Origin of the sequence: Microbispora sp. CSR-4, from assembly GCF_008033685.1 — a bacterium.
Lineage (GTDB): Bacteria > Actinomycetota > Actinomycetes > Streptosporangiales > Streptosporangiaceae > Microbispora.
This window is the reverse complement of record NZ_VJVX01000093.1, coordinates 1-12,859: the sequence shown is the minus strand read 5'-3', so window position 1 is coordinate 12,859 and position 12,859 is coordinate 1. Positions and strand designations below refer to the sequence as shown.

Genomic DNA, 12,859 nt, shown 5'->3' with positions numbered 1-12,859 from the left:
GCTCGTGCAGCAGAACTCCTGCGACTCGGTGTCCACCAAACAGTGGTCACTCCAGCCCACCGGCTCCCAGCCGCCCGCTTCCCCCACCCCCACCAGGACGCCGACGAGATCCCCTTCGCCCACGCCGAGCACCAATCCGACGCCGCCGCCGTCGGGCTGGCCCAGCCCGAACGGCTCGCAGGCGGTCACCAGCACGATCAGCGTCTCCGGCACCGTGGACGGGGGCCTTAAGCGCTACTACGCAAGTGGTGACATGGGCGACGGCGGGCAGAGCGAGAGCCAGGACCCGATCTTCGAGCTGGCCAACGGCGCAACGCTCAAGAACGTGATCATCGGCTCGCCCGGCGCCGACGGCATCCACTGTCTGGGCAGCTGCACGCTGCAGAACGTCTGGTGGGAGGACGTCGGCGAAGACGCCGCCACCCTGCTGGGCAGCTCGTCGTCGCAGGTCATGACCATTGACGGCGGCGGCGCCAGGAGCGCCTCCGACAAGGTGTTCCAGCACAACGGCCCCGGCACGATGATCATCAGGAACTTCCAGGTGGAGAACTTCGGGAAGCTCTACCGCGCCTGCGGCAACTGCACGAACTCCTACCAGCGGCACGTCCAGATGTCGAACATCGTGGCGACCTCTCCCGGCAAGGCGCTCGCGGGCATCAACACCAACTGGGGCGACACCGCGCGCTTCTCGAACATCACGATCAAGAACGACTCCAGCCACAAGATCGTGATCTGCGAGAAGTACAAGGGTGTGCCGAAGGGCAGCGAGCCCACGAAGATCGGTGAGGGCGCCGACGGCACGAACTGCATCTACAGCTCTTCCGACATCCACTACCAGTAAGCGCGCCGGCCGGCCCGCGGATCCCCCGGGCCACGTGTGACGGCGGTGCGAGAAAAACGGAAGGCCCGGTGGTCCCCCCATCCACCGGGCCTTCTGTGTCCGATTGCCGCGGGCTCAGGACGCGCCGTGCCAGCCGCCGTAGTCGGCGAGGAACAGGGCCTCGGTCGTGATGATCCGCTTGAGCTCGTCCAGCACCAGCCGTTCGTTGGGGGCGTGGATCGAGGCGCCGTCGTCCTCGGCGCCGTACAGCAGGATCTCGGCCTGGGGGAACTGCCGGGCGAGGGCCGCCACCAGCGGGATCGAGCCGCCCTGGCCGACCTGGCGCGGCGCCCGCCCGAAGGCGCGCTCCAGCGCGCGCCCCGCGGCGTTCATGGCCGGGCCGCCCGGCTCGATCTGGAAGCCCGAGCCGGTGACGAAGTCGCTGAAGGAGACCTTGACCCCCCACGGCGCGACCTTCTCCAGGTAGGCCGTCACGTCGTTCAGCGCCTGCCGGGAGTCACCGCTCGCGGGGATGCGGATCGTGACGCGCGCGCGGGCCACCGCCTGGACCGCGTTGATGGCGCCGGTCACGGTCGGCACGTCCAGCCCGGTCACCGTGATCGCGTACGACGCCCAGAGCCGGTCGGCGAGCGAGCCGTCGCCGACCAGCGACACGCCGTCGAGCACTCCGGCGAGCTCGCGGAACTCCTCTTCGCCGGCGGCCTCGCCGGGGAAGGTCCCCGGTTCGAGCCCGGGCACCCGTACGCTGCCCTGGTCGTCGTGCAGGGCGGTCAGCATGCGCATGAGCGCGGCCAGCGCGTCGGGGGCGGCGCCGCCGAACGAGCCGCTGTGCACGGCCTCGGCGAGCGTGCGGACCTCCACGGTGAACGCGGCCATGCCGCGCAGCGAGGTGGTGATCGCGGGGTCGCCCACCGCGGGGTTGCCGACGTCGGCGATGACCATGGCGTCGGCGCGCAGCAGTTCGGGGTTCTTCTCGACGAACGCCTCCAGGCGCTCGCCGGCGTACTCCTCCTGGCCCTCGATGATGACCTTCAGCCCGACCGGGAACCGGCCGTTGAAAGTGCGCAGCGCGGCCACGTGGGCGATGACGCCGCTCTTGTCGTCGGCCGCGCCCCGGCCGTGCATGACCCCGTCGACGACCGTGGGCTCGAACGGCGGAGTGCGCCACAGGGCGAGGTCGCCTGCGGGCTGCACGTCGTAGTGCGCGTAGAGCAGCACGGTCGGGGCCCCTTCGGGGGCGGGCGCCTCGGCGAACACGGCGGGGAAGCTGCCCTCGATGGGGATCTGCCGGACGTGCGGGAGGCCGGCGTCGCGCAGCAGCCGTTCGACGAGCGCCGCGGCCTCAAGGACCGGGGCCTCGGAGTGGCCGGGGAACGCGACGGACGGTATGGCGACGAGGCGCTTGAGGTCCTCGACCGTCTGCGGCATGCCCTCCTCGACGGCGCGCTCGATCTCCTCTGGTGTCACGACGTTCTCCCGGAATGTACGCGGATCTTGCCAGGTCGGCTGGTGGAACCCCATTTGACCACAGGTCGGGCCGGCCCAGCTCCCGCGCCTGGACGGCCCCAATCTACGGTGACGGATTTCGTTGCCGTTACATGTCGATGTCACGGAATCCGAACTTCTTTCACAGTGACGCCACGTAATCACTTGGCAAAACGCGGAAGCGGCATGCACACTGTGCAGCAGCGACGGATCACCTGAGGGAAGGTTGCGATGACGCGCCCCGACGTTCTCAAGGCCGCACAGGACAATCTCTGGATGCACTTCACGCGCCACTCCTCCTACGAGGGAGGGGAGGTGCCCATGATCGTGCGCGGCGAGGGCGCCTACGTCTACGACATCCACGGCAAGCGGTATCTCGACGGCCTGGCCGGACTGTTCGTGGTGCAGGTCGGTCACGGCCGCGCCGAGCTGGCCGAGGCCGCCGCCAAGCAGGCCCAGGAGCTCGCGTTCTTCCCCCTGTGGTCGTATGCGCACCCGAAGGCGGCCGAGCTCGCCGCGCGGCTCGCGGAGCTCACCCCCGGTGACCTCAACCGCGTCTTCTTCACCACCGGCGGCGGCGAGGCCGTCGAGTCGGCCTGGAAGCTGGCCAAGCAGTACTACAAGCTCAAGGGCAAGCCGCTGAAGACCAAGGTCGTCAGCCGGTCCATCGCCTACCACGGCACCCCGCAGGGCGCGCTGTCGATCACCGGCATCCCGGCGCTCAAGCAGGTCTTCGAGCCGCTGGTGCCCGGCGCGATCAAGGCCCCCAACACGAACCTCTACCGCGCCGACGAGATCTCCGGCTTCCCCGGCCTGGACAAGGACCCCGAGGCGTTCGGCCGCTGGGCCGCCGACCAGGTCGGCAAGGCCATCGAGATGGAGGGCCCGGACACCGTGGCCGCCGTCTTCGTCGAGCCGGTGCAGAACGCCGGCGGCTGTTTCCCGCCGCCCCCCGGATACTTCCAGCGCCTGCGCGAGATCTGCGACGCCCACGACGTGCTGCTCGTGTCGGACGAGGTCATCTGTGCCTTCGGCCGTCTCGGCACGATGTTCGGCGGCCAGAAGTTCGACTACGTGCCGGACATCATCACCTGTGCGAAGGGCCTGACCAGCGGTTACTCGCCCATCGGCGCCATGATCGTGTCGGAGCGGCTGTTCGAGCCGTTCAAGCACGGCAGCGAGACCTTCGCGCACGGATACACCTTCGGCGGCCACCCGGTGTCGGCCGCCGTCGCCCTGGCCAACCTCGACATCTTCGAGCGGGAGGGGCTGCTTGAGCACGTCACGGCCAACGAGCCGGTGTTCAAGGCGACCCTCGACCGGCTGCGCGACCTGCCGATCGTCGGCGACGTCCGCGGCTCGGGCTACTTCTACGGAATCGAGCTGGTCAAGGACAAGTCCACCAAGCAGACCTTCAACGAGGAGGAGTCGGAGCGCCTGCTGCGCGGCTTCCTCTCGAAGGCGCTGTACGACGCCGGCCTGTACTGCCGGGCGGACGACCGTGGGGACCCGGTCGTGCAGCTCGCCCCGCCGCTGATCTGCGGCCCCAAGGAGTTCGACGAGATCGAGTCGATTCTCCGTTCGGTGCTCACCGAGGCGTGGGCCCGCCTTTAGACCATAGAGCTCGTGCGGCCGGGCAGGGGGCGACCGTGACGAGTGACCGCTTGAAAGGACACACCTCATGAAGATCGGCGTGCCCGCCGAGGTCAAGAACCACGAATACCGCGTCGCCGCCACCCCGGCCGGCGTCCACGAGCTCGTCCGTCACGGCCACGAGGTCGACGTCCAGCGCGGTGCCGGACTCGGCTCCCACATCACCGACGAGGAGTACCTCGCGGCCGGCGCCAAGCTGGTCGAGGGCGCCGACGAGGTGTGGGCCGAGTCGGAGATGATCCTCAAGGTCAAGGAGCCGATCGCGGAGGAGTACCACCGGCTCCGCGCGGACCAGATCCTGTTCACCTATCTCCACCTCGCCGCCTCCCGGCCGTGCACCGACGCGCTGCTCGCGGCGGGCACCACCGCCATCGCGTACGAGACCGTCCAGGTCGGCAACGGGCTGCCGCTGCTGGCCCCGATGTCGGAGGTCGCCGGGCGGCTGGCCCCCCAGGTCGGCGCGTACAACCTGATGCGGTTCAACGGCGGACGCGGCGTGCTTCCCGGCGGGGTGCCCGGCGTGGCCCCCGCCAAGGTCGTCGTGATCGGCGGCGGCGTCTCCGGCCTCAACGCGGCGCAGATCGCCGTCGGCATGGGCGCCGACGTGACGATCCTCGACGTAAACATCGACCGGCTGCGCTTCATCGACGCCATCTACCAGGGCCGGCTGAAGACGCTGGTCTCGACGTCGTACGCGATCGAGCGGGCGGTGATCGAGGCCGACCTGGTCATCGGCGCCGTGCTCATCCCGGGCGCCAAGGCCCCGACGCTCGTCTCCAACGAGCTGGTCTCCCGCATGAAGCCGGGCTCCGTGCTCGTCGACATCGCGATCGACCAGGGCGGCTGCTTCGAGGACTCCCGCCCGACCACGCACGCCGAGCCGACGTTCCGCGTGCACGAGTCGGTGTTCTACTGCGTGGCGAACATGCCGGGCTCGGTGGCCAACACCTCCACCTACGCCCTGACCAACGCGACCCTGCCGTACGCCGTGAAGATCGCCGACAGGGGCTGGAAGGACGCGCTGCGCGGCGACGAGGCGCTCGGCCTGGGTCTCAACACCCACGCAGGCGTCCTCACCAACGCGCCCGTCGCTTCGGCGCACGGCCTGGCGTACACGCCGGTCGCGGAGATCCTCGCCGCCTGACCGCAGACGTGGGGGATCAGCGCGGAAGTGCCTGACAAACGCTGCCCGTCGTGAGCGTGCAGGTGGATGCATCGCAAGGCGGAGGAGGAGGCCATAGCCGGAGCTATGGGCGACGAATCCGGGCCCCGCGGAGATCGTGAGCCGGTGAGCAATCTTCGCGGGTAGGGCGAGAACGCCGCGATGCGCCGCCTGGGCCACGCGCAGCAGGGCGTGATTTGTCAGGCACGACCGAGACCGAGGCGTCTGCGCAGATCCCTCGCGGTGCCGAGCACGTGCTCGACCTCGGCCGGGGTGGGTAACGGGGCCGTCCCCGGCCGCAGGAGCGTCGCGCGCACCAGGGCGAGGTGCTCGATCGCGGCCCGGTGCAGTCCGCTCGCCTGCGCGAGCCACCCCACGGTGTCCGCCGGGCCCACCACGTCGGGCCCGTCGCCGAGCGGCGAGGCCCCGGTGAGGAGCTCGGTGGTGACGAGATCCCACGTGCCGAGGATCTCGACCAGGTCCGCGGGCTCCGCCGCCGGGTCGCCGCGCCTGCGCGCCGCCGCCACGGCGAGCTCCGCGCGTGCGGCCTGCCCGGGCTCCGCCGGGCGGCTCCAGTAGGGCGGGGCCGGGTCGAGCAGGCACTCCTCGGTCTCGGGCGACGCGCCGAGCAGGGGCAGCAGCGTCCGCAGCTCGACCATGGCGCCGTGGTGCCCGCGTTCGGCCGCACGCCTGAACCAGTGGCGCGCGCCCTTCAGGTCGTTGTGCTCCGCGACGAGCAGCAGGCCGAAACGGAAGGCCGCCTCGGGGTCGTCGGCCGCGGCCTGCCCATACCATCGGGCGGCCCCCGGCTTGTCGTCCATCCGGGCGCAGACGAGACCGGCCATCCGCCGCGCGTCCGGCCGGCCGGTCTGCGCCGCCCGTTCGAAGCAGGCGCGTGCCGTGGTCAGGTCGCCCCGGCAGAGCGCCATGTCGCCGAGCCGGAAGGCCGCCCCGGGGTGGTCGGCGCGGACGGCGAGCCGGTAGAACGCCTCCGCGCCCTTCTCGTCACGTGCCGCGTGCAGGAGCAGGGCCATGTGATAGGCGGCCTCCGCGTGGCCGCCACGTGCCGCGTACTCCCACCAGTGCAGCGCCTCGGCCTCGTCGCCTGCGGCGTAGCCCAGGAACCCCAGGTCGTGGGCCGAGCGCAGGTCGCCGTCCACGGCGGCCCTGAAGTGCCAGCGCCGCGCGCCGATGCCGTCGCCCTGGTCCTCGCAGAGCAGGGCCAGCCGCCGGGCCGCGTGGCGGGAGCCGTCCTCGGCCGCCCGCTCGAACCACTTGCGTGCTCCGTCGGCGTCGCCGCGCCGCTCCAGCAGCAGTGATGCCAGGTTCGTCGCCGCGTCGGCGTCACCGGTGTTCGCCGCCAGCTCGAACCAGCCGATGGCCTCCTCGGTCGTCCCGTGCGTGCGGTGCCACAGCCCGAGGTTGTAGGCGCTGTCGACGTTGCCCGCCCGCGCCGCCCGCTCCCACCAGAGCCGGGCGCCCAGCCGGTCGTCGCGCTCCGCGCACAGCCGGCCCAGCCGGTGCGCCGCGTCGCTGTCGCCGTCACGGGCCCTGTCGACCAGGTTCGCCTCGGCCGGGTCCAGGGGTTCAGGGGTACGCGGGACCGGTATCCCGGGCCACGCGGTCGCCTCCGTCGCTCCCACTAGTGTCATGGGACACAGGGTGACACGTAACCGAGTCGTCACGGAGGGTTATTGGCAAGACATTGGGATGACACGTGGGTGCGGCGCCGCGCAGGCACCACACCCCGCGCTCCCACCTGAGCTCGACGACGTGTCCGGCGGCCGGTGGTTCCGGGATATCCCGGAACCGGCCGCAGGGATTGCCACGATGTGGCCGGTCAGGGCCCCGGCGCATCGTGGGACTCGTCAGTACGGAGCTCGGACGGGAGAAGAGAGATGACTCAGATGAAGCGCCGTGGAGCGTACGTCAAGGCCCTCGTGGCCGGCGGGCTGGCCGCCGGTCTCACGTGCGCGACAGTGGCCGGTCCCGCGCAGGCGGACGTGAACCGGCGGCCCCCGAGAATCAACAGCATCATCCCGGTCGACGGCGGGTTACGGGTGACGTGGGGGCCGGACACGTTCTTCTCCGGCACGGTCGCGGGCGAGGCGACGGTCCTGACGTTCGGCGGCTACCAGGAGGGCACATGGAACGACCGCGGCGCCACCACCTCCTTCACCATTCCCGCCGCGCACGTGCGGGCCTACGCCGGCCAGGCCCCCCGGGTGACCGTCTGCTATCTGTGGCCCGGCGTCGGGCACCCCTCGGAGTGCGCTTCCAGCGACCCCATCCCGATCGCCGGGAACGTCCCCTCCTTCCCTCCGGGCGCGGGCCAGTTGCGCCCCGTGCCCAAGCCGCAGAACCTGCGGGTCGTCGCATACGGCGACTACCGGGCGACGGTGCAGTGGGTGAACGGCAGCTCGTACAAGAAGGTGCTGTTCCGGTATGACCCCGGTGTGCAGGTGGACCTGCCGGGCAACGCGACCAAGGCCACCACGGGGACGCTGGTTCCCGGCAAGACCTACACCTTCAAGGTGGAAGGCGCCTGGTCGGGCGGTCTCTTCGCGACCCGTTACTCCGGGTGGACCGAGATCACGTACACCGTGCCGAAGAACCCGCCCTTCTGGCCGGGGGGTTCGGTGAAGAAGCCGTACGGGCCGGACACGTGCAAGCAGGGATACGTCTGGCGTGAGACCACTCCCGCCGACCACGTCTGCGTGACGCCCGCCACCCGCGACCAGGTGCGGGCCGACAACGCCCTCGCCGCGAGCCGGCGCCAGGGGTGGGGGCCGTACGGGCCGGACACCTGCAAGCAGGGATACGTCTGGAGAGGGGCCACTCCCGCCGACCACGTCTGCGTGACGCGCGCCACCTACAACCAGACCCAGGCCGACAACGCCCTCGCGGCGAGCCGCCGCGTTCCCTGATCCCCGTGCCCCGGTGTGCCCTGATCCCCTGCGATGCCCGCGCCCGCGTTCCCTGACCCCCGGCGGATGCCGGCCGGAGCCCCCGGCCGGCATCCGTCTTGCCCTGTCCGCGGGGATTGCCCGGGGGGTCAGGGGGAGCGCTCGAACCTGACGAAGCCCACGTACATGCCCATGCCGCAGGCGTAGCGCAGCCGCCCCTGCGGACGGGCGGGCAGCCGCACCACGCGCTCTCCGGTCACGGGGAGCACGACGTCGTGGTCGTCGATCGTGAGCGTGCGCGTGCAGCCCCGGTTGTCCTTCGTCCTGAAGACGATCTCGACGGGCCGTCCGGCGGCGGCGACGGCGATCCCGGGCCGGAACCCCTCCGGGGTCGCCCAGACGGTGAGCCGCTGGACGCCGTCCGTGCCGGTGAGGGCGCGTCCCGCCGCGGCGGCGGGGGAGCCGAACTCCGGCAGGGAGGCGTCCGGCAGCCAGCCGCCGAGCCGCAGCCCGGAGCCGGCGGTGAACAGCCCGGCGGCCAGGGCCGCGATCCCCGCGAGGGCGGCCAGCCGGGTCGAGACGAGCGTGCGCAGCAGCAGACCGAGGGCGGCGAAGGCGGGCGCTGTGCCGAGTGCGAGCCCCGCGAGCGTGGCCGCGCCCCCGAGCGCCGAGCCCGAGCCGACGGCCACGACCTCCATGCCGATCGTGACGCCGCAGGGTACGAAGATCGTGGCCATGCCCAGCGCCGCCGCCCGTGCAAGGCCGGGGGAGCGGGCCCCGCCGCCCGGGGAACCGGCCCCGCCGCCCAGTGGTGCACGACCCCGTGGTGCGCCATCTGTCAGTGCGGGACACCGGGGTGCGCTGCCCGGTGGTGCGCTGCCCGGCGGCGGGATGTCCAGTGGTGCGCTGCCCGGGAATGCACTGTCCGGCGGCGGGATGTCAGGTGGTGCGCTGTCCGGTGAAGCACTGTCCGGCGGTGCGCTTTTCATCTGTGTGCGGTCCTGCGCGGGCCCACCGTCCGCGCACGAGCATGCACGCGGGTCGCCGTCCGCCGTCCCGGGCTCCGCCTGTGCGCACCGGCGGCGACGGAGCATCCGTACGGCGAGCACGACCACCGCGGTCCCGGCGGCGACGAGCAGTGCCGCGCGGGTGCGCGGGCCGACCTGTACGGCCGCGCCCAGCAGCCCGAGCAGCGCCCCGAGGGCGGTGTGGGCGGCGAGCCTGCCGGTCAGGAACGCCGCCACCGGCGGGAGGCCGCGGGCGAGGCCGTGAGACAGGGCGCGGGACGGGCCGCGAGACCGGCCGCGAGATTGGCCGCGAGATTGGGCGGCCAGGCCGATGAGGAGGCCGCCCTGGACGGCGGTGCACGACGCTGTGCCCGCGGCAAGGCCGGCGACGAGACCTCCGGCGAACAGGGCGGCCGGCTCCACGGTCAGCCGGTGAGCGCGAGGTCGTCCAGCGCGCCGGTCTTCGCCGCCTCCACGAGCGAGCCGAGCTGGTCGAGGCTCATCTCCACCTTCTGACCGAAGTCGTCGGTGATGACGACCTGACGCTCCGCCGGGGCGGAGACGTCCACGAACAGCTCGGGGCAGCCGCAGCTGCAGTTGCCACAGAATCGGGCGATGGACTTCACGCAGGTCCTCCTCGCAGGACGGGGGTCTTTGCTCGCAACGTAATGTGATCGCGTGGAAGCGACCAGTAACAGTTCGCTGACCGGCCGGAGAGAAGACCACCACTTGCGGCGGTTCGTCGCGGCGCTCGGTTTCGCCGTGACCGCGATGAAGGAAAGTTGCAGAACCCTCACGAGTTTTGCAGATTATTGACCTGTGCTTGGGCCGCCGCATAAGGTCCGGACAAGATCCGCATCAGAACAACCCCCCGGAGCGGTCAATGAAACGTCTGACAGCGGTCGCGGCGGTGCTCAGCCTCGCGGCCGTCGCGGCATGCAGCGGCGGCGGCACGAGCGGAAAATCCACGGGCGGCGGTGGCGGTGGCGGTGTCTACACCACGGTCGACATCAACAAGCCGTCACTCGACGTCAACGCGCCGATCAACCCGTGGAACCCCAAGGGCAACGCGTTCTGGGGCTACAACGCGATGAGGATCGCCTGGGCGAAGAACACCCTTACTGACCCGAACCAGTTCTATCCGGGCATCGCGGCGAGCTGGGACATCGCGCCGGACAACTCGTCCATCACCCTTCACCTGCAGCCGGGCAACAAGTGGTCGGACGGGCAGCCCGTCACCGCCGAGGACGTGAAGTTCTCCATCGCGCTGGCCTACACCCAGGGCAGCACCGCCTTCGCGGTCGACCCCGGCGCGGCCGGCGCCGCCTCGGACGTCGAGGTCGTCGACGACAGGACGATCAAGATCACCCAGGACATGAAGAACCCCAGCGTCACGTTCGTGCGCGGGGTCATGGACGCGTTCGTGGTGCCCGAGCACGTCTGGCAGAGCGTCGTCCCCGCCGACTTCTGGGACACGCTCAAGGCCGCACGCGGTGACGGCCCCGAGGCGGAGGCGGCGCGCGGACAGGTCAAGGCGCTGTCGGAGAAGGTGCTCGCGTTCGCTCCGGCCCAGGACGTGTCGGCCGGGCCGTTCGTCCTCAAGCGGATGAACCCCGGCGAGGCGCTGCTGGTGAAGAACCCGAACTTCTACAACGCCGCCAACGTCGCGCCCGACCAGCTCAAGCTGCTCAACACCACGGGCAACGAGCAGATCTGGAACTATCTGACCTCCGGCACGCTCGACAACGCACCGTTCACCGCGGTGCCCGCCGACGTGATGAAGCGCATCAAGGCGACGCCCGGCAACCAGGTGATCAAGGGCTACTCCCCGGTGGCCGTCTCGCTGGCGTTCAACCAGGCGAAGAAGCCGTACGACAACGTGCACGTGCGGCGCGGGCTGGCCTACCTGATCAACCGCCAGGAGGTCACGCAGATCGCCTCGCCCGAGGGCGGCACGGCGGCCGTGACCACGTCGGGCATCCACCAGAAGGCCGCCAGGGAATGGCTCGGCGCCGAGCTCGACACGCTGGAGCCGTACGCGCTGGACCCGGCGAAGGCGGAGAAGGAGTTCACCGAGGCCGGCCTCCAGAAGAAGGACGGCAAGTGGGCGCTGGCCGACGGCAAGCCGTGGAAGGTGACGATCAACATCCCGGCGCCGTTCTCCGACTGGGTCTCCGCGGCCAAGGCCATCACCAGCCAGCTCGCCACGGCCGGGGTGGACGCCGAGGTGGTGACCACGGCCGACTATCCGCTGTATCTGTCGGAGCTCGCCGAGGGCAAGTATGACCTCGGCTTCTGGCTCATCGCGCTCGGCCCCGCGCCGTACAACATCTACCAGCGCCTGTACGGCTCCTCGAACGGCTGGAACATCCTCGGCGGCAAGGTCAAGCACTCGCCGGCCGGCAAGGACGGCAACTGGATGGGTGGCCCCGAGACGATCGACGTCGAGGGCGTCGGCACGGTCAACCCCGGCGAGCTGACCGTCCAGCTCAACAGCGTCACGGGCGACGAGCAGAAGGCCGTCATCGCCAAGCTCGCCAAGGCGGCCAACCAGGATCTTCCGGTGATCCAGCTCTGGGACTACGTGAACACGCAGTTCGTCAACACCAACCGCTTCACCGGCTTCCCGGAGGACGAGAGCGATCTGCTGCGCCAGCCCTCCGGCGTCTGGATCCAGCTCGGCCTGATCAAGAAGAAGCAGTAGTCCATGGCGGTTCTCCTCAGGCGGCTCGCGGGCCATGTGGCCCGCGGGTTCGTCATGATCCTGGTCGTCACGACGATCAGCTTCCTGATCATCAGAAACGTTCCCGGAGATCCGCTCCTGGCCCGCTACCAGAAGCTCGTCGAGCAGGGCATGGCCCCCGACGCCGCCCAGCGCGCGGTCGAGGCGCTGTACGGCTTCACGCCGAAGGGCGGCCTGTGGGAGCAGTATCTCGACTACATGGGCGGGCTGGCCCACCTCGACCTCGGGCAGTCGCTGTCCGTGCCCGGCACCGGCGTGTCCACCGTGCTGTTCTCGGCCGCCAAGTGGACCCTGATCCCGGTGCTCGCCGGGACGCTGCTGAGCTTCCTCGTCGGCGTCGTCATGGGCGTCTACGCGGCGATCAAGCGGACCGGCGTGCTGGGCGACCTCCTCGCCATCTCCGGGTCGCTGCTGCACGGCGTGCCGCAGTATGTGCTGGCGCTGCTGCTGGGGGCGATCTTCACCACGCTGATCCCGATCCTCCCCGCCGGGGGGACGGCCGACATCGTGATCGACCCCGGCTTCACCGCCGACTACATCGGCTCGCTGGTGCAGCACGCCACCCTGCCGGTCGTCACGTACGCGCTGGCCGGCTATGGCGGGTGGATCCTCGCGATGAAGTCGAGCGTGGTCACCGTGCTCGGCGACGACTTCATCCTGGCGGCCGAGCTGCGCGGGATGAAGCGGTCGATCATCTTCCGCTACGTGGCGCGCAACGCGATCCTGCCGCTGTTCACGATCCTGGCGCTCTCGCTGGGCCTGCTCTTCGGCGGCTCGATCTTCATCGAGCGCATCTTCAACTACCCGGGCCTGGGGCTGATGCTCATCGACAGCATCAACAACCGCGACTACTCGCTGATGGGCGGGGCGTTCCTGCTCATCACGACGGCGGTCGTCGTCGCGAACATCGCCGCCGACCTCCTCTACACGGTCATCGATCCCCGGGTGCGCAGCGGAGGGGAGGCTGCCTAATGCTTTTGTCAAGCCACCGCAGCCCGGACATGGCTAGGGTCGTACGGCCTCCTGTGCCGCAGAATCGCGTGCAGGACGTTGACACGGCGG

The 12,859-nt window shown here is 70.6% G+C and carries 12 protein-coding genes; 7 read left to right on the top strand and 5 right to left on the bottom strand.

The features are described from left to right. Positions 1-213 (bottom strand): hypothetical protein (locus FLV34_RS42970; protein ID WP_261986050.1); only part of this gene is annotated, 213 nt, incomplete at its 3' end. 1 nt (position 214) lies between these two features. Between FLV34_RS42970 and FLV34_RS37410 the strand changes: the two genes are divergently transcribed. Next, positions 215-841, top strand: a complete 627-nt coding sequence (locus tag FLV34_RS37410) for a pectate lyase (protein ID WP_261986049.1) — start codon at positions 215-217, stop codon at positions 839-841. A gap of 114 nt (positions 842-955) precedes the next feature. Here the strand turns inward: FLV34_RS37410 and FLV34_RS37405 are convergent, their stop codons facing one another. Beyond that, positions 956-2,308, bottom strand: a complete 1,353-nt coding sequence (locus FLV34_RS37405; RefSeq protein ID WP_142649245.1) for a M20/M25/M40 family metallo-hydrolase — start codon at positions 2,306-2,308, stop codon at positions 956-958. A 249-nt stretch (positions 2,309-2,557) separates the two neighbouring features. Between FLV34_RS37405 and FLV34_RS37400 the strand changes: the two genes are divergently transcribed. Then, complete coding sequence (locus tag FLV34_RS37400) at positions 2,558-3,940, top strand: aspartate aminotransferase family protein (RefSeq protein ID WP_142649246.1); 1,383 nt, start codon at positions 2,558-2,560, stop codon at positions 3,938-3,940. Positions 3,941-4,007: 67 nt separating this feature from the next. Continuing rightward, the gene (ald, locus tag FLV34_RS37395; RefSeq protein ID WP_142649247.1) at positions 4,008-5,123 is read left to right on the top strand and encodes an alanine dehydrogenase; all 1,116 of its coding nucleotides are present in this window, start codon (positions 4,008-4,010) and stop codon (positions 5,121-5,123) included. Positions 5,124-5,341: 218 nt separating this feature from the next. Here ald and FLV34_RS37390 read toward each other — a convergent pair whose 3' ends face one another. Further along, on the bottom strand, positions 5,342-6,793 hold the full coding sequence (locus FLV34_RS37390) for a tetratricopeptide repeat protein (protein ID WP_147945386.1): 1,452 nt from the start codon (positions 6,791-6,793) through the stop codon (positions 5,342-5,344). A 255-nt stretch (positions 6,794-7,048) separates the two neighbouring features. Between FLV34_RS37390 and FLV34_RS37385 the strand changes: the two genes are divergently transcribed. Next, entirely contained in the window at positions 7,049-8,068 is a 1,020-nt protein-coding gene (locus FLV34_RS37385) for a hypothetical protein (RefSeq protein WP_147945385.1), read from the top strand. A gap of 128 nt (positions 8,069-8,196) precedes the next feature. On the opposite strand, the gene FLV34_RS37380 is transcribed toward FLV34_RS37385, so the two are convergent. After that, complete coding sequence (locus FLV34_RS37380; RefSeq protein ID WP_187280837.1) at positions 8,197-9,477, bottom strand: sulfite exporter TauE/SafE family protein; 1,281 nt, start codon at positions 9,475-9,477, stop codon at positions 8,197-8,199. 2 nt (positions 9,478-9,479) lie between these two features. After that, on the bottom strand, positions 9,480-9,680 hold the full coding sequence (locus FLV34_RS40975) for a hypothetical protein (protein ID WP_167530662.1): 201 nt from the start codon (positions 9,678-9,680) through the stop codon (positions 9,480-9,482). A gap of 52 nt (positions 9,681-9,732) precedes the next feature. On the opposite strand from FLV34_RS40975, the gene FLV34_RS40970 reads away from it, so the two are divergent. From FLV34_RS40970 to FLV34_RS37370, 3 genes are all read left to right on the top strand, one after another. Then, complete coding sequence (locus tag FLV34_RS40970) at positions 9,733-9,870, top strand: hypothetical protein (protein ID WP_168066165.1); 138 nt, start codon at positions 9,733-9,735, stop codon at positions 9,868-9,870. A 67-nt stretch (positions 9,871-9,937) separates the two neighbouring features. Then, positions 9,938-11,758, top strand: a complete 1,821-nt coding sequence (locus FLV34_RS37375; RefSeq protein ID WP_142649251.1) for an ABC transporter substrate-binding protein — start codon at positions 9,938-9,940, stop codon at positions 11,756-11,758. Positions 11,759-11,761: 3 nt separating this feature from the next. Beyond that, on the top strand, positions 11,762-12,769 hold the full coding sequence (locus FLV34_RS37370) for an ABC transporter permease (protein WP_147945383.1): 1,008 nt from the start codon (positions 11,762-11,764) through the stop codon (positions 12,767-12,769). Positions 12,770-12,859 lie beyond the last annotated feature (90 nt).